This is a genomic window from Henriciella marina DSM 19595, assembly GCF_000376805.1.
Classification (GTDB): domain Bacteria; phylum Pseudomonadota; class Alphaproteobacteria; order Caulobacterales; family Hyphomonadaceae; genus Henriciella; species Henriciella marina.
The window spans coordinates 2002743-2019308 of sequence record NZ_AQXT01000002.1 but is presented as its reverse complement, the minus strand read 5'-3'; the positions used below and the strand labels follow the sequence as shown (position 1 = coordinate 2019308).

Sequence of the window (16566 nt, the reverse complement as noted above, 5' to 3'; positions counted from 1 at the left end):
TACTACCGGCTGAGTAGCGGTTTCCACCACCATTCATTGTCGATGTACCAGTCTATTGTCTGGGCGAGCCCTTCCTCGAATGAGACGGAGGGGGTCCAGGCGAGCTCTTCCCGGATCTTTGTGGCATCGATTGCATAGCGAAGATCATGGCCTGGCCGGTCGGTAACGAACTCGATGAGGTCACGCCGGGATTTATTGTGAGGCCTTCGTTCGTCCAGCAGGTCGCAGATCGCTTCGACGACGCCTAGATTGGTGCGTTCGGAGTTGCTGCCGATATTGTAGGTTTCGCCGGGCGTGCCGCGCATCGCAGCCGTTGCCAGCGCGCGTGCATGATCTTCCACATAGAGCCAGTCACGCACATTCTCGCCCTTTCCGTAGACGGGCAGCGGCTTCATCGCGAGCGCATTAAGGATAACGAGCGGGATCAGCTTTTCCGGGAAGTGATAGGGGCCGAAATTATTCGAGCAGTTGGTAACGATGACCGGCAATCCATAAGTGCGCCCCCAGGCGCGGGCCAGATGGTCTGAAGACGCTTTCGACGCGGCATAGGGGGAACTGGGCTCGTAACGCGAGCTCTCAGTGAAGATGCCTTCGTCGAGCGGAAGGTCGCCATACACCTCATCGGTCGAGACGTGCAGGAACCGGAAGTCTTCTGACTGGCCGAGATCGTTTTCCCAATAACGCCGGCTGGCCTGAAGCATGGCGCAGGTGCCAACGATATTGGTCTGGATGAATGTGTCCGGACCGGTGATCGAGCGGTCGACATGGCTCTCAGCGGCCAAGTGAATGACGGCGTCGATCTCATGGTCCTTCAGGAGGCTGTAGACGAGCTCTTCATCGCAGATATCGCCTTTGACAAAGGTGTAGGTTTCGGCGCTGTCGATCGGCTTCAGCGATCCGAGGTTGGCTGCATAGGTGAGCTTGTCCAAGTTGACGACGTGATGGCCAAGGTCGCCGACCAGATGCCTGCAAACCGCCGATCCAATAAAGCCCGCGCCGCCTGTGACCAGAAATTTCATACTACGCCTGTCATAATGAGGTGATCGCCTGATACCCAAATGGCACCGCTGACGCCAGCTTGACGATGAATTAAGCCCGCTGTCATAGACTGATGAAAGCGTTGAGGGCCATAGAGGCCGGAATCCAGAAGAGTTTCAGGGAGCCCCGAATGAAAGGCATAGTCCTCGCCGGCGGTACCGGGTCCCGGCTTTATCCGATGACAATGGCCGCGTCGAAACAGCTATTGCCTGTTTTCGACAAGCCGATGATTTTCTACCCGATCAGCGTGCTGATGCTGGCGGGTATCCGCGACATCGTCATCATTACCACGCCGCATGACCGCGAGATCTTCGAGCGGCTGCTAGGCGATGGAAGCCGGTTCGGCGTGTCTTTTACCTATCTGGTCCAGCAGGAACCAGAAGGCATCGCGCAAGCGTTCGTGATTGCCGAGGAGGTCATCGGCTCTGACCCGTGCGCCCTCATACTTGGGGACAACATTTTTTACGGCGGCGGGCTTGGGCGTATCCTTCTGGATGCGGCAACACTCACGGACGGCGCATTGGTCTATTCCTATCCGGTCAGCGACCCAGAGCGCTATGGCGTTGTGGAGTTTGGCAGTGATGGACGGGCCGTTTCGATCGAAGAGAAGCCGCAGAAGCCGCGATCCAATCATGCTGTGACCGGGCTCTACTTTTATGATGGGACCGCGTGCGAGCGCGCCAGATCCCTGACCCCATCGCCGCGCGGCGAGCTGGAAATCACGGATCTCAACAGAACCTATATGGATGAAGGCAAGCTATCGGTGCAGCCGCTTGGGCGCGGTTTTGCCTGGCTCGACACCGGCACGCCAGACAGCCTGCTTGAGGCCAGCCAGTATGTCGCCGCCATCGAGAAGCGCCAGGGCATGAAGATCTGCTGTCCCGAAGAGATTGCGCTGCGGCGCGGCTTCATAACGCCGGACCAGCTGGAGCAGAATGTCGGTCATTACGGAAAGTCCGAGTACGGGGCTTATCTGCGCAGGCTTTTGACCCAGACCCAATAGGTTGGGCCTCGGCGTCTACCCTCGTTCCAGCAGCTTATGGACAACAGTCTCGCTGAAGGGGTGCCACGCGGGCATTGGGCCGAGCAAAGCGTCCGCCTGATTCACATCGAGAATGACACCGCGCGCTCGGGCGGCTGGCGTTGGAAAATGACTGCCGGGCACGGGCTTTAGCTCTGGCGACGGTCCGCCTGCTTTCTCCGCTACCGAGAAGATTTCCTTTGCCCACCCATACCGGCTCACAGGGTCTGCCGGGCCAAGATGGAGCAGGCCAGGAACGGCCGTGCCGTCTGCAAGCATCTGCGCGAGCTGAACGAGATGGGCCGCGAGCGGGTCGACATGGGTTGGCCGGCCATATTCGTCATCGACCAGATCCAGCTGGCCCCGCTTTGCGCCCACCGCGAGAATTTTCGAGATAAAACTCTCGCCCTCATCGGAAAAGAGCCAGCTGACGCGGGTAATGCAATGGCGACCGCCTGCAGCGCGGACCTGCATTTCGCCTTCCAGTTTGCTCTCGCCGTAAACCGAATTTGGTGCTGGACGTGCTGTCTCCGAGATCGGCAGTTCGGGGTCGCCTTCACTGAACACCATGTCGGTGGAGACGTGGAGGAGCGGAATGCCCGCAACGGCGCAGAGTCTCGCCAGCGTGCCCGCGCCATAGGCGTTTATCCGGTTGGCAAGATCGGATTCGGTCTCGGCGCCGTCTACATTCGTGTAGGCAGCCGCGTTGATGACAGCGGATGGCGCGGATTGCTCGATTGCGGCGGTGATTTTTGATGCATCCGTGATGTCCAGCTGGTCGCGGCCCGGCGCATTGCCGCCAAGTCTGGCGAGTGCGCTACCGAGGCGGCCTGCGCCGCCCGCAACGAGGATGCGGCCCGCCTCGATCATGATGCGTATGAAAACGGGGACTGAAGCGAAGCGATGTCCGGCCAGACCGAATCACGCCCGGTCATGACCACATCCTCAGAGCTTGGCCAATTGATGGAGAGCGCCGGGTCACTCCAGAGAAGGCCGCCTTCGGCCTCGGGCGCGTAATGGTCGGTCACCTTGTACATCACCAACGTATCGGCCGCGAGCGTCTGGTAGCCATGCGCGAAGCCTGCCGGGACATAGAGGAGCTGGGGGTGATCCGCGCCTAGTTTGACGCTGACGCTTTTGCCGTAAGTGGGCGATCCGTTCCGGATGTCGACCATGGCGTCAAAGATCCTGCCCCTCAGCACCTGTATCAGCTTTGCCTGCGCGCGCGGCGGCGCCTGAAAGTGCAGGCCGCGCGTTGTGCCGGGCGCGGCAGAGAAGGCGTGATTGTCCTGCACCCACCGTTCTTCTGGCAGTCCGGCATCAGCCCAGTCGCGCGCATTCCATGTCTCGCAGAACCAGCCGCGTTCGTCGCCCGAGCGCTTAAGCGTCAGGAGGGCTGGACCGGGAATTGCAAAGGTTTCAACAGACTCGATTGGCATGGCGCTTGATTGCCTTAGCCGTGTGATAGGTCAATGGCTGGTTGCAATCTTCCCGCCGGGGATTCTAAAGGCAGTCAGAGTTTTTTGCGGGGAAGCGTTTCATGGCCACATCAATCAAGCCGGTTGTCCTTTGTGGAGGCAGCGGCACGCGCCTCTGGCCGCTGTCGACGCCGTCCCATCCAAAGCAGTTTCTGAACCTGCTCGGCGACGCGACCATGCTTGAGGTGACGCTGGGCCGCGTGCTCAAGAGCCCGTTCAGCAATCTCACATTCGGCCGTCCGATGGTGATCGGGTCCGAGCGCCATGGCGAGCTGATTACTGGCCTCGCCGGGAAGGCCGATATCCTGCTTGAGCCGACGGGAAAGAATTCTGCCGCGCCGGTGGCTGCGGCGGCGCTCGCTGCCGAGGCTGATGAGCTAGTCCTTATCCTGCCAGCAGATCACGATATTGCCGACGTCGATGCCTTCCACAAGGCGATCGCAGCCGGGGCAGAGGCTGCCGCCGACGGATCGGTCGTGACATTCGGCATCATCGCCGCCTCGCCGGCCACCGGATATGGCTATATCGAAGCGTCCGATAAGTCCGGCCACGTCATTGATGTCGTCCGCTTTGTCGAGAAGCCTGACCTGGAGACAGCGAAGTCCTATGTCGCGTCCGGCAACTTCTTCTGGAATGCAGGCATCTTCCTGTTCCGCGCAGGCGATATGCTGGAAGCGTTCCGGGCGCATGCGCCGGACATTCTTGAAGCGGTCAGCGCGGCGATGCCGTCTGGCGAAAACGGCGCTGCGCCGACCTTTGACGCGGCCGCCTTCGATGCGTGCCGTTCTGAATCCATCGACTATGCCATTATCGAGCACCACAACGCGCTGAAAGTTGTGCCGGTTGATATGGGGTGGAGCGACATCGGCGATTTCCTTGCCCTCTGGGAGCGTTCGCCCAAGGATGAGAATGGCAACGTCCTGATCGGCGACGTCAGGGCCATTGATTGCCGCAACTGCTATATCCGCGCCTCCGACACATCGATTTCGGTCGCTGGCCGCGTGGGCACCGTCATTGTGGCGGCTGGCGGGGAGACGCTGGTCTGCGATATGGAAACGGTGCAGTCGGTGAAGGCGCTGGCCAGGAAATAAGCCTCACCGCCCGATCCGAAAAAGGCCGTCCGTCAGAGACCGCCTTTTCTTGTTTCGTGCCGTCTTTGTGGCCTATTCGTCAGGGTCCGAGATTTCTGGATTGATGGCAATCAGATTGACCACATAGACAAGGTCTGACCCGGGCGCGACGACATCGTCGAGACCGGCGTCGCCATAGGCGAGCGGCGGGGGCAGGTGTCCTATGAAGACATCGCCCTGTTCCATCAGGCTGAGCAGTTGGGCAAATCCTGGAATGAGGTCGCCCGCGCGAACGACGAGCGGTGTCTGGCGACCCCAGGTCGAGGCGACCAGAGCGCCCGTGTCCGCGATGCGGGCTTCGTAGTCGATGGCGACGAGGTCATCGGCACGCGGATTGACGTTCGTGTCGCCGCCATCCTCAATCTCGAAATAGGTGAGGCCTGATATTTCGCGCTGAATGCCTTCGCGGTTGCGGTCCCAGGGCAGGAAATCATTCCAGAGGGCTGGCGAGACACCGGCTGGCGGCGGCAGGCCTGCAACTTCTTCCGCGTTGAGGAAACCATCGAGACGGATCTTGAAGACAAGGTCCGAGTTTGCCGGGATGGCCGCGCTTGGCGAGGCCCCGCCATAGGCGAGCCCAGCTGGGATATAGACCAGCCATTCGTCGCCCGGCGTCATTTCTTTGAGGATTTCGGTCCAGCCAGCGATGACCTGGTCGATCACAAAGACGGCCGCTTCGCCTCGATCATAAGAACTGTCGAACTTGGCGCCGGTTGATTCCAGATAGCCCTCATAGGCAACGATGACCGTCGCGCCATCAAGCGGAGACTCGCGGTCTTCCGGGCCGGCTGCGATCTCTATCCAGCGAAGGCCGCTTTCTGAAGTCTGAAGACTTGCGCAGCTGGTGGGGAAAGGCGGTTCGAAAGACCCCGACCCACGCCCATATTCAGGACATGGCGCGTTTGCCTTTGCCTGACGTTTGGCATCAAGGTCGGCAGGTGATCTGGCCATCTGCTCCAGACCTGTGTCGTTCTGGGACGCAGGCGCTGGCGTCTGGCAGGCCGACAAAAAGACGGCAGATGCTGCCAATCCAGCTAGAAACTTGCCGAGCTGCCCGTGCTCGCGTTTCGGATGAGCCATCGCGACCCCCTCAAAGACTTTTACACGATGTGCCAAGCAAGAATTATTCCGTTGGCAGAACGTCTATCAACTCCACCTCGAAATTGAGGTCTGCATTTGGCGGGATGGCCCCAGGGTATCCACGCTCTCCATAACCAATATCCGAGGGAACATGGATTAGCCAGCGGTCGCCCGGTTTCATGAGCGAAAGAGCTTCCTGCCAGCCGGGAATGACCCCGTTCGCCTGGAACATGACCGGCTCCCCGCGCTGATAGGCGCTGTCGAAAACCTCGCCGTCTTCGGCAAAGCGGCCTTCATAGAGCACGACCACCGTATCATCCGGATTTGGGCTGATCCCGTTTTCGGCGCCGCTTTCCAGAACCACGTATTGAAGCCCGGACTCGGTCGACTGGACCTCGGGATTGGACCCATCCCATGGAGTATAGGTGTTCCACGCCTCATCATCGGCAGGCTTGGGGGTGAAAACCCGTTCCAGCAGAACGCGGAAGATGAGATCATCGCCTGGCTTGATGATGCCGCCCGGGCGGGGTGTCTGGCCATAGGCGAGCTCTGAGGGGATGTAGAAAACGTATTCATCGCCTTCCGACATGAGCTGCAGGCCTTGCGTCCAGCCAGGTATGACCTGTCCGACACCGAAAATTGCCGGGCGGCCTTCGTCGAAATTGCCATCGAACGTTGTACCGTCCGTCAGCCGGCCTTCATAGAAAACCTGCACGGTGGAATCGATTTTGGGCGAGGCGCCGTCTTCGGGACCTTCGTTGACGACGACATATTGAAGCCCGCTCTCTGTCTCCTGGACGTTCTCCGCCTCTGGGTTCCAGGGGAAGAACTCGTCGAAGCTCTGGTCCTGCGCGTTGCAGGCCGTCAGGGCGACGGCGCAAAGGAGGCCGGAGAGATGTTTCAGCATAGTGTCGATCTCCGTGACGGGGTGTTTATCCGTTTGGTCAGAGGAGCTTAAGGCAAGCCTGGTCTGTCTGTCACCTGCGCCTTTGCGCGCGGCGCGTCAATTCTGACGCGGCGGATATCCGGCGCGGTCCAGCGCATCGATGATGTCCTGGGTGTGCTGGGCGTCGCGTGTTTCCATCAGGATATCGAATTCGGCGCCCTTGGCAGGCACATCGAGCGCGATCCTGTTATGCGCGACTTCCATGATATTGGCGCCATTGTCGCCAATGATCTTGGACACCAGCGCCAGCAGGCCGGGACGGTCATCACCGATGATCCGGATCCGAGCGAGGCGTTTCTCGCGCACGAGCGCCCGCGTCAGGACGGATGCCAGAAGCCGCGTATCGATGTTGCCGCCGCAGAGGATCAGCCCGACCTTGCGGCCAGCGAACTTTTCGGGGTGAGCCAGAAGCGCGGCGAGACCGGCAGCGCCCGCGCCCTCCGCAATCGTCTTTTCCACGTCTGCAAAGAGGGTGATCGCCCGCTCGATATGGGCTTCCTCAACCAGCAGGATTTCATCGACGAGGGCTTTTACAACCTGCCGGGTCAGATTTCCCGGCACTTTTACTGAGATGCCCTCTGCGATCGAGGCGCCGCCTGTCTTGGCTTCGCGCCCTTCCATGATGGCGTGCATGCTGGGATACATCGCGGCCTGAACGCCAATGATCTTGATGCCAGGTTTCAGCGCCTTGGCGACAGTTGCCATGCCAGAGATGAGGCCGCCGCCGCCGATCGGGACGACGAGAACGTCGAAGTCTGGACCGTCTTCCAGCATTTCGAGCGCTGCGGTGCCCTGTCCGGCCATGATGAGCGGATCATCAAATGGGTGTATCCAGGTCAGGCCCTCGCGCTGGCGTACCGTTTCGGCATAGGCTTTCGCTTCATCGAAAGTCTGGCCTTCGAGGAGGACGCGGGCCCCGAAGTCGCGCGTGTGCTGGACCTTGTTGAAGGGTGTCGTGATCGGCATCGTGATCGTGACGGGAATGCCAAGGCGGCGGCCATGATAGGCAACGCCCTGCGCATGATTGCCAGCCGACGCTGCGATGACGCCGGCCTGTTTTTCGGCGTCGCTGAGGCGCACCAGCTTGTTGAGCGCGCCGCGCTCCTTGAAGGAGGCGGTAAACTGCTGGTTCTCGAACTTCACCCAGATCTCGGCGCCCGTGATGGCGCTCAGGGTTTTCGACAGGCGCATAGGTGTGCGCTCGATCTGTCCTTCGAGCACGCGTGCGGCGTCTCTGACATCTTCAAGGCTGATCGGCAGTTTATCGCTCATGGCTTTTTGTCCGGTATCAAACGCGGCGAACCTATGGGCGGGACTGTGGCAGGGCAAGCGGGCAAAGCGGCTGTGTTTACTTGCCTGCAAATTCCCCTTTGTTTAAGCGCGACCTCAGCGAGAGCGAGGAGCGCCGCCATGAAAAATCTTACCCTGACCGGCCACGACATCACGATCGGCACTGGCCATCCGCTAGTCGTTATGGCGGGCATGAACGTTCTGGAGGACCGCGACCTTGCCATGCGCATCTGCGAGCGCCTCAAGTCGGTGTGTGAGAGTCTGGCACTTCCCTATGTCTTCAAGGCAAGTTTCGACAAGGCAAACCGGTCCTCGATCAACTCCTATCGCGGCCCTGGCCTCGACGAGGGCCTGCGCATCCTGTCTGACGTAAAGGCCGCCTTCGATGCGCCTGTTATCACCGACTATCATACGCCTGAACAGGCCGCGCCTGTGGCCGAGATTGCCGAGATCATTCAGGTGCCGGCCTTTCTCTGCCGCCAGACCGACCTTGTTGTTGCCGGCGCCGAAGCCGTGCTTGCGCGCGGTGGATGGCTGCATGTGAAGAAAGCGCAATTCCTCGCGCCGTGGGACTGCCGGAACATCGTCTCAAAAGTTGGCGAGGTGACCGGCGACAAGCGCAATCCGACGATCCTCTGTGAGCGGGGGGCGAGCTTTGGTTACAACAACCTTGTCGTCGACATGCTGGGCATCCCGACGATGAAGGCGCTCAATGTGCCGGTGACGATAGACGCGACCCATGCGGTCCAGCTGCCGGGCGCTGATCCGCGCACCTCTGGCGGGTCGACGGGTGGACGGCGCGAGGGCGTGTCGATCATCGCCCAGTCGGCCGTTGCGGCGGGTGCTGACGGGGTGTTCCTCGAGTTTCATGAAGAGCCCGACAAGGCGCTTTGCGATGGGCCAAGCTGCCTGGAGCTCGACGCTGCGGAGCCACTTCTGGCGAGACTTAAATCGATCCATGAGATCGTGGCGGGCTGATAGCCGCCGCAGAGCTGAGACACTGTCTTTATAGGGTATTTTGAATAGTCTATGGAACATGCACGGTAAGTTAGGACTCTTCAATTAGCCCAACCGGCAGCGTAAGTGTTGGGTGACTAAATGTACCGTGTTCTTTCCTGTCTCCAGGACGCCCACGCGCTTCTCTATGTTGCGATAGCGGTTTTCGTTTGCACGCTCGGCTCTGTCTGCGCGCTGATCGTCTTTCATCGCGGGATGGAAAGTGAGAGCGAGACAACCCGGCGCCTTTGGGCTTGCGCCTCTGGTGTGGTAGCCGGACTTGGTGTCTGGGGCACGCATTTTGTCGCCATGCTTGGCTATCAGCCTGGCTTCGAGATTGCCTTTGACGGGCTTGTAACCGTGGTTTCTGCGGGCATCGCAGTCACCGGCTTTGTGGCAACATCGCAGATATTGATCAGTGGATTTGGCCCGTTGCGCCGTGGACTATGCGCCATCATGGCGACCAGTACGCTGGCGATCATGCACTTTTATGGCCAGAGTTCGCTCAAGGCGTCGGCGTTAATGGAATATGATCCATCGTACGTCGCGGCTGCGGTTCTGGTCAGTGCGGCATTCTTTGTGCTCACATATACACTTGGTCTCAGCACAAAGAAGAAATGGCGCAACATTCTCGGTGTCGTGTTCACCCTGCTTGCGGTCGCGTCCGTCCACTTTGTCGGTATGACAGCGATGACAGTATATCCGCTGCGCGGACTTGAGGACGTCTCATGGGTTCTGACGACTGGCGATGTGGCGAAAAGCATCGTCGGCGGTGTTGTCCTGATCCTGTCTGCGGCTTTGCTTGCCGCTGGCTTCGACAAGAAAATTTATAGTCTGCGCGCCCGGGAGAACCGGCGGATTTCGATGCTGGCAGATTCAGCCTCTGAGGGCATTATCATCGCGAACGCGAAGGGCGAGGTTGTCGAGGTCAACCAGGCAGCAGAAAAACTGCTTGGTGCAGAGCGAAGAGTCCTGTTGGGACAGACCGCGCTGCCGCTTATCGGCCTGTCAAGCCAGCCTGCGGAAGGGGCGAGCTTTCTGGGGTCGACGATTACAAATTCCGATGGTGTCTCAATCCCGATTGAGGTCCGTATGAGCCACCTCACAGCGGAAGACGAAGGCGCCATTATCTTCGCCGTCAAGGATTTGAGGGAGCGCATACGCCGGGAAGCTGAAATTCGTACACTGGCCTTCAATGATCAGCTGAGCGGTCTCGCAAACCGTGAAGCCTTCCAGCGGAAGCTGGCTGCCAGCTTTGCGAAGAATGCCGGTGAGCACACGGCCGTAATCCTTTTCGACCTCGATGAGTTCAAGGATGTAAACGATCAGTTTGGCCACGACGCTGGTGATAGCGTTATCGTCGAGACAGCTCGCCGACTGGTAGCGCTTACGCCGGAGGGCGGCATGGCTGCGCGCCTTGGCGGTGATGAGTTCGCTTTGCTGACCGGTCCCAACGTGCCCGTCGACAGGGTGTCGGAATTTGCAGCCGAGTGTGTACGTGCGCTCGGATTGCCAGTGCAGCTTGGCGAGATTGCAATCCGTTGCGGTGCCAGCGCCGGCGCTTTTTTGATCGAGAAGGACGCCACGGACATCAGTGAGTTGATGAAAGCTGCTGACCGCGCGCTTTATGCGGCAAAGTCGGATGGGCGTGGCAATGCCCGCCTTTACGACAAGGAGCTTCACGAGCGCTACGAAGCGCGCCGCGACGTTGAAGTCGCACTTTCACGCGCGGTAGAGAACGAAGAGTTTGTGCTTCACTACCAGCCGAAGGTCTGCGCCATGACGCGCAAGGTGCTGTCCTATGAAGCGCTGATCCGCTGGGAGCGGCCGGGCCATGGGCTTGTCATGCCCAATGACTTTATCGACATCGCAGAACAGAGCATGGTGGTGAACGATATCGGCCGCTGGTGCATCCGTGAAGCCTGCCAGGAGGCTGCGCGCTGGGAAGACCATCTGAGCGTTTCCGTCAACCTGTCGGCTCGCCAGTTCCTCGATCCCAAACTTTACGGAGACGTGCGCGAAGCGCTGCGCCAGTCTGGGCTTGCACCGAACCGGCTTGAGCTCGAGATCACCGAGACAGCTATCATTCACAATGTGCAGGTCGCGGCAAACCTGCTGGAGAAGTTCAAGAAGCTCGGCGTCCAGATTGCGCTCGATGATTTCGGCACGGGCTACTCGTCGATGCGTTTTGTCCAGCAGCTGCCTTTCGACAGGATCAAGATAGACAAGTCATTCGTGCTGGCCATGGAAGACGATGCCAAGTCGTTCGCCATTGTCGACGCGATCCTGCGCCTTGGGCATAGCCTGTCGATCCCGGTTGTCGCTGAAGGTGTCGAGACAGAAGCTCAGGCGCTTCGCTTGCTGGAAGCGAAATGTCACGAGTTTCAGGGCTTCCTGTTCAGCCGGCCTCTTCCGATGCCCGCACCTCTGCCGATCTTGCCGATCAAGGACAAGGAGCGTGGCGCCGCCTGACCACGTCACTCAGGCGACGTCGGCCATCAAGCCGCGGCTGTCTTCTTCGCGTAGAGACCTTCGACGCTTTCGAAGGGATCATGCTCTGCCACGAGATGGCCGGGGGCGACCTCGATCAGCTTTGGGTCATACTGCTCGGCATCGGAATTATCGATCAACACCGACTTCATGAAGCGCAGCGGCGCGCGGCTATCGAGCGGTGAGGGCAGGTCGCCGCGCAGCTTGATGCGTTCCTTGCCGCGCTCGAACTCCGGGTCCGGGGTCGGCACGGCCGAGATCAGCGCTTTTGTGTATGGGTGGCGGGCGTCTTCGTAAATGGCGGTGCGGCCCGCGACTTCGACCACCTTGCCAAGATAGAGCACCATGACGCGGTGACTGATCTCGCGCACGACGGAGAGGTCATGGCTAATGAAGATCATGGCGAGGCCGAACTCCTTCTGGAGATCGATGAGCAGGTCGACGACCTGCGCCTGTACCGACACGTCGAGCGCGGAGACCGCTTCGTCGCAGATGAGGAGCTTGGGCCGCAGGATCATGGCGCGGGCAATGCCGACGCGCTGGTTCTGACCGCCTGAAAGTTCATGCGGGTATCGGTTGATGAGGTGGGGGTCGAGATCGACGCGCGGCAGGAACTCCCGAACCATCTTTTCGCGCTCTGCCTTCGACATATGCGGCTTGTGGACGGTCAGCGGCTCGGCGATGGACTGGCCGATTGTCATGCGCGGGTCGAGCGAGGCGAGCGGGTCCTGGAAGACGATCTGGAGGTCTTCGCGCAGGGCATTCATCTCCTTGCGGCCAGCCTGAGTGATGTCGCGGCCCATCCAGGCGACAGTGCCGGCAGATTGCGGCACCAGTTTCAGGACGGCGCGGGCGAGGGTAGACTTGCCGCAGCCGGACTCGCCAACAACGCCAAGCGTCTCACCGGCGCGGAGGTCGAACGAGACCCCGTCGACGGCTTTCAGCATCTTTGTGCGTCCGAAGAGCCCCCCATCGACATTGACGGGAAACTGGACCTTCAGATCGCGCGCTTTCACGATCGGCTCTGAGGCTGCCTCGGCTGGAGGTGCGCCAAGCTGTGGGCGGCCTTCGCGGTTTGGCTGGTCGATGCGCGGCACGGCGTTGAGCAGCATCTTGGTGTAGTCGTGCTGCGGGCGATAGAAGATGTCGTCGCTGGTGCCACTCTCGACGATCTCGCCGTGGCGCATGACGATGACACGGTCACACATGCGGGCGACGACGCCCATATCGTGGGTGATCAGAACAATGCCCGTGCCGGTGTCCTTCTTGAGGTCGTACATCAGGTCCAGAACCTGTGCCTGCACGGTCACGTCCAGCGCGGTGGTCGGCTCATCGGCCAGTAGAAGCTTCGGATTGCAGAGCATGGCAATGGCGACCATGACGCGCTGGCGCATGCCGCCGGACAGCTCATGAGGGAATTGGTCGAGCCGGCGGCGGGCTTCGGGGATGCGCACCTGTTCCAGCCAGTCGACGCAGCGCTTGGTGGCTTCGGCGCCCTTCATATTCTTGTGCAGCGCCAGCACTTCGCGCATCTGCGCCCCTACGGTGAGGTGAGGCGTCAGGGAGGTCAGCGGGTCCTGGAAGATCATGGACATCTGCGCGCCGCGTATCTTGCGCAGCGTGCTTGTTTTCGCACCGACGAGTTCCGTGCCCTGAAAACGGATCGAGCCCGAGACCATGCCATTCTCCGCGATGAGCCCCATCGCGGCGAGGGCAGACTGGCTCTTGCCAGATCCGGACTCGCCGACAATTCCAAGACATTCGCCAGCCGCGACATCGAACGTCGTGCCTTTCACGGCATGGACGGTGCCGTCCGGCGTATCGAAATCGATCTTGAGGTCTCGGACGGAAAGAATGGGGTCGGTCACGCTTGGCTCATATCCCTTGTCGCGGCTGCAAGGCCTTTGCGATTAACGGGCCCGACAGGCCGGTCCAAGTCAACAGGCTGCACCAGTTCTGCCCCCGATCGGCGGCGCCCGGTACGCCTCATGGTCAGTTTGACGCGAGACTTGAGCTTGCGCCAGGCCGCCTCTCCGTCCTACGAGTTGCCGGGAATTGTTCACAAAAAAGCCTCCGGGAGAGACCGCCATGCCAGTAATGACATTCCTCAACACCTGTATTTTCGATCATGGTGCGATCCAGAAACTCGCGGGCGTCCTGAAGAGTAATGGCGTCGCCAAGCCGTTCATTATTACTGATCCGGGCATCAAGGCGGCGGGCCTGCTCGACACGGTGCTTGGCGCGCTGGGCGGCGAGCCGGGCGGCATCTTCGCTGATACGGTTGCCAACCCGACCGAGAACCAGGCCATCGACGTCACCGAGCTTTACAAGGCTGCAGGCGCCGATGGCATCATCGCGCTTGGTGGCGGCTCTTCCATGGACCTCTCGAAAGCTGTGGGTCTGCTCGCCTCGCATGGCGGCCCCCTTGAGAAATACGCGGCCATGATCGGTGGCTCAAAACATATCGGCAAGCTGCCACCGCTGATCGCCATTCCGACGACGGCAGGCACCGGCTCTGAAGTGTCGGTGGGCATGATCACGACGCTGAACAATGGCCGGAAAGAGACGTTCGCGTCGCCGAACCTCATTCCGCCTGTCGCGATCTGCGACCCTGACCTCACGCTTGGCCTGCCCAAGATGATGACGGCGGCGACCGGCATGGATGCCGTCACCCATTGCATCGAGGCGATCCTCGTCCCGTCCTCCAACCCTCCGGCAGAAGGCATCGGCTATGATGGCCTGACCCGCGCGGTCGGTGATGGATGGCTGCGCCGCGCCGTTGAGGACGGGTCCGACAAGGAAGCGCGCTGGCATATGATGATGGCGTCCTATGAAGGCGCGCTGGCCTTTGTGAAGGGCCTCGGTTCTGTCCACGCGCTTAGCCATGCGGCGGGCCGCCTGCATGACAAGAAGCTCCATCACGGCACGCTGAACGCGATCTTCCTGCCGCACCTTCTGCGTTTCAATATCGGCTCAGCCGACGCGAAATATGAGCGTCTGCGTTTCGCCATGGGCCTGAAGCCCGGCGCCGACCTTGGCGAAGCCATCGAAAAGCTGAACGAGGATATCGGCATTCCGACGACGCTGAAGGAAATCGGTCTCGACGCGTCTGACGGTCCGGGCGTGGTCGAATTTGCCCTGGCCGACCTTGCCCACCGCGGCAATGCCAAGCCAGCGACGCAGGCCGATTACGAGAAGATCTACGAAGCCGCCCTTGGTTGAGTGCGGAGCCGACGCGCGCCACAAGCCTTAGCGGGTGCCGTAGGCACGCGGCAGATCAGCCGTTTTTCTCGTCCGGCAGATTCTTGCGTCTGGTCTCGGCGAAATCCTCAAGTTCCGCTTCGGACATGGATTCTTCCATTTCCTTCGACGCCCCCTTGAGTTTTGACTTCGGCATATCGCCGCGCTTGGCTGCCAAGGCGGCTCCCGCGGCTTTCTGCTGGGCTTTCGATTTGGCTGGCATTGTGACCATCCCTTCTGAAAGTCCGGGTGAAACGAGCCGGCGGGCCGGCCGTTCCCATCGCCGGGGCCGAACTCAATCTTTGTCTGCGCGTTCATGCATGATGGCAGATGGACACAGAAGGTCGCGGCGAACGGCGCGCCGCCGGGCGCAGACAATCAGCCGGCACGGGCCGCTGCACCGGGCGGACCTGAAGCTCTCTCTTGCAATTGGGGCGCTGCGCCGCAACCGGACAGCGCGCCGTCTGGCAGAGGCCGGTGAGCTGGCCGATCAGCCGCCGATGATTGCTGGCTGCCTGTCCGTGATCGCGGCAGGGATGCTTAGCCGTGAGCGCAGGCTCCACCAAACGGGCTGGCGTATGCTGGCCGCCTTTTCAGGGGCCACAGCGGTCAAGACGATCGGGAAGAAATCGATCGCCCGCACACGGCCCTGGAAGCTCGACGAGACGGGATACTATCAGATGCGATCAGGCGGGCCTTCCGGCAAGGACTGGGAGAGCTTCCCTTCCGGTCATACGGCTGCCTCGGTCGCCGTGGCGCGCGCGGTCGGCCGGGACTATCCAGCCCTGGAGGCGCCGGGCCTCGTTGCCGGGGTGTCTGCCGGCATGCTGAAAGTGGTGAAAGGTGATCATTATATCGGCGATGTCGTGGCTGGCTTTCTTCTCGGCCTGGGCGTTGAGGCCTTAACGCACAGGGCCACGCGCCATTGGCTCAAGTAGGCATGACTGTCCCGACGAGGCGGGGATCAACGCTGGCAGCTGCCACAATAAAAGCTTGAGCGCCCCGACTGGACGATACGTCTGATCGGGGCGCTGCAGGTTTTGCAGGGCTCCCCCTCGCGGTCGTAAACGGCGAATGTGTGCTGGAAATAGCCAAGCTCTCCGCTGGCTGCCTTGAAGTCGGAGATGGATGAGCCGCCCGCGGCGATGGCTTCGCGGATGACGTCATTGATCGCCACGGCGAGGCGTCCCGCCCGAACGCCCGCTACGGTTGAGGCCCGGCGCCTTGGGCTGATCCCGGCACGGTAGAGCGCCTCGCACACATAGATGTTGCCGAGCCCTGCGATAACGCGCTGGTCAAGCAGGACAGATTTGATCGGTCCGGACTTGTTCGCCAGCACTTCATTGAGCCAGGCATGGGAGAACCCATTGGACAGCGGCTCCGGGCCGAACCCCGCAAGGCGGGGATAAACGTCGAGCTGGGAGAGCGGCCAGAGCTCCATGAAGCCGAAGCGGCGCGGGTCATTATACGTGACGGTCTCGCCGCCCTCCATCTGGAAGACGACGTGATCGTGCTTGGCGTCGGGCGCGACTTCATGATGGAATTTGCCGGGCCGGTCTCCGCCCGTAATCGTGAAGCGGCCCGACATGCCAAGGTGCATGATGAGTGCATCCCCGGTGTTCAGCTCAGCCACCAGGTATTTCGCCCGTCGGCCCAGCCGCTCGATCCGTTTGCCTACGGTGCGGGCGAGGAAATCGCTCGGGAATGGAAAGCGAAGGTCTGGCCGGCGCAGCTCAGCCGTCAGGATGCGCTTGCCATCCATAACAGGGGCAAGGCCGCGGCGAACTGTCTCGACTTCGGGCAATTCAGGCATGGAAAGGCGATATAGCGTTTCGGGGATGCTGCCACTATGGTCGC

General features: G+C 60.8%; 15 protein-coding genes. 6 read left to right on the top strand and 9 right to left on the bottom strand.

Annotated elements, in window-relative coordinates; all coding sequences use genetic code 11:
• Nucleotides 1-2 precede the first annotated feature (2 nt).
• On the bottom strand, nucleotides 3-1019 hold the full coding sequence (gene rfbB / locus F550_RS0109905) for a dTDP-glucose 4,6-dehydratase (protein ID WP_018148397.1): 1017 nt from the start codon (nucleotides 1017-1019) through the stop codon (nucleotides 3-5).
• A gap of 149 nt (nucleotides 1020-1168) precedes the next feature.
• Here rfbB and rfbA point away from each other — a divergent pair, with 149 nt between their 5' ends.
• Complete coding sequence (gene rfbA, locus F550_RS0109900; RefSeq protein ID WP_018148396.1) at nucleotides 1169-2041, top strand: glucose-1-phosphate thymidylyltransferase RfbA; 873 nt, start codon at nucleotides 1169-1171, stop codon at nucleotides 2039-2041.
• A 15-nt stretch (nucleotides 2042-2056) separates the two neighbouring features.
• Here rfbA and rfbD read toward each other — a convergent pair whose 3' ends face one another.
• Together rfbD and rfbC are read right to left on the bottom strand one after the other, a co-directional pair.
• Nucleotides 2057-2929, bottom strand: coding sequence for a dTDP-4-dehydrorhamnose reductase (rfbD, locus tag F550_RS17480; RefSeq protein ID WP_018148395.1), 873 nt, complete (start codon nucleotides 2927-2929; stop codon nucleotides 2057-2059).
• Nucleotides 2926-3498 carry a dTDP-4-dehydrorhamnose 3,5-epimerase gene (gene rfbC, locus F550_RS0109890; RefSeq protein ID WP_018148394.1) on the bottom strand — a complete coding sequence of 191 codons (573 nt, stop codon included), beginning with the start codon at nucleotides 3496-3498 and terminating at the stop codon, nucleotides 2926-2928. Before rfbC ends, rfbD begins: the two co-directional genes overlap by 4 nt.
• Nucleotides 3499-3599: 101 nt before the next feature.
• Here rfbC and F550_RS17475 point away from each other — a divergent pair, with 101 nt between their 5' ends.
• On the top strand, nucleotides 3600-4628 hold the full coding sequence (locus tag F550_RS17475) for a mannose-1-phosphate guanylyltransferase (RefSeq protein WP_018148393.1): 1029 nt from the start codon (nucleotides 3600-3602) through the stop codon (nucleotides 4626-4628).
• A gap of 72 nt (nucleotides 4629-4700) precedes the next feature.
• Here F550_RS17475 and F550_RS18555 read toward each other — a convergent pair whose 3' ends face one another.
• The 3 genes from F550_RS18555 to F550_RS0109870 all read right to left on the bottom strand — a co-directional run bounded on the left by F550_RS18555 (nucleotide 4701) and on the right by F550_RS0109870 (nucleotide 7965).
• On the bottom strand, nucleotides 4701-5747 hold the full coding sequence (locus tag F550_RS18555; protein ID WP_018148392.1) for an FKBP-type peptidyl-prolyl cis-trans isomerase: 1047 nt from the start codon (nucleotides 5745-5747) through the stop codon (nucleotides 4701-4703).
• Nucleotides 5748-5790: 43 nt separating this feature from the next.
• The gene (locus F550_RS0109875) at nucleotides 5791-6654 is read right to left on the bottom strand and encodes an FKBP-type peptidyl-prolyl cis-trans isomerase (RefSeq protein WP_018148391.1); all 864 of its coding nucleotides are present in this window, start codon (nucleotides 6652-6654) and stop codon (nucleotides 5791-5793) included.
• Between the two features lie 96 nt (nucleotides 6655-6750).
• Nucleotides 6751-7965: a threonine ammonia-lyase gene (locus F550_RS0109870; RefSeq protein WP_018148390.1), complete on the bottom strand. Its 1215-nt coding sequence runs from the start codon at nucleotides 7963-7965 to the stop codon at nucleotides 6751-6753.
• A 138-nt stretch (nucleotides 7966-8103) separates the two neighbouring features.
• Here F550_RS0109870 and kdsA point away from each other — a divergent pair, with 138 nt between their 5' ends.
• Nucleotides 8104-8961 carry a 3-deoxy-8-phosphooctulonate synthase gene (kdsA, locus tag F550_RS0109865; RefSeq protein WP_018148389.1) on the top strand — a complete coding sequence of 286 codons (858 nt, stop codon included), beginning with the start codon at nucleotides 8104-8106 and terminating at the stop codon, nucleotides 8959-8961.
• A 120-nt stretch (nucleotides 8962-9081) separates the two neighbouring features.
• Nucleotides 9082-11451 carry an EAL domain-containing protein gene (locus F550_RS0109860; protein WP_018148388.1) on the top strand — a complete coding sequence of 790 codons (2370 nt, stop codon included), beginning with the start codon at nucleotides 9082-9084 and terminating at the stop codon, nucleotides 11449-11451.
• A 26-nt stretch (nucleotides 11452-11477) separates the two neighbouring features.
• Here F550_RS0109860 and F550_RS17465 read toward each other — a convergent pair whose 3' ends face one another.
• A complete protein-coding gene (locus tag F550_RS17465) occupies nucleotides 11478-13337 on the bottom strand; it encodes an ABC transporter ATP-binding protein (protein ID WP_018148387.1) in 1860 nt (619 codons plus the stop codon).
• Between the two features lie 220 nt (nucleotides 13338-13557).
• Here F550_RS17465 and F550_RS0109850 point away from each other — a divergent pair, with 220 nt between their 5' ends.
• Nucleotides 13558-14691, top strand: a complete 1134-nt coding sequence (locus F550_RS0109850; protein ID WP_026180702.1) for an iron-containing alcohol dehydrogenase — start codon at nucleotides 13558-13560, stop codon at nucleotides 14689-14691.
• Nucleotides 14692-14746: 55 nt separating this feature from the next.
• Here F550_RS0109850 and F550_RS0109845 read toward each other — a convergent pair whose 3' ends face one another.
• Nucleotides 14747-14932 (bottom strand): DUF3008 family protein, encoded by a 186-nt coding sequence (locus F550_RS0109845; RefSeq protein ID WP_026180701.1) that lies wholly within the window; start codon nucleotides 14930-14932, stop codon nucleotides 14747-14749.
• 97 nt (nucleotides 14933-15029) lie between these two features.
• Here F550_RS0109845 and F550_RS17460 point away from each other — a divergent pair, with 97 nt between their 5' ends.
• Nucleotides 15030-15647, top strand: a complete 618-nt coding sequence (locus tag F550_RS17460) for a phosphatase PAP2 family protein (protein ID WP_051076829.1) — start codon at nucleotides 15030-15032, stop codon at nucleotides 15645-15647.
• A 26-nt stretch (nucleotides 15648-15673) separates the two neighbouring features.
• On the opposite strand, the gene mutM is transcribed toward F550_RS17460, so the two are convergent.
• Entirely contained in the window at nucleotides 15674-16522 is an 849-nt protein-coding gene (gene mutM / locus F550_RS0109835) for a bifunctional DNA-formamidopyrimidine glycosylase/DNA-(apurinic or apyrimidinic site) lyase (protein WP_026180700.1), read from the bottom strand.
• Between the last annotated feature and the right edge of the window lie 44 nt (nucleotides 16523-16566).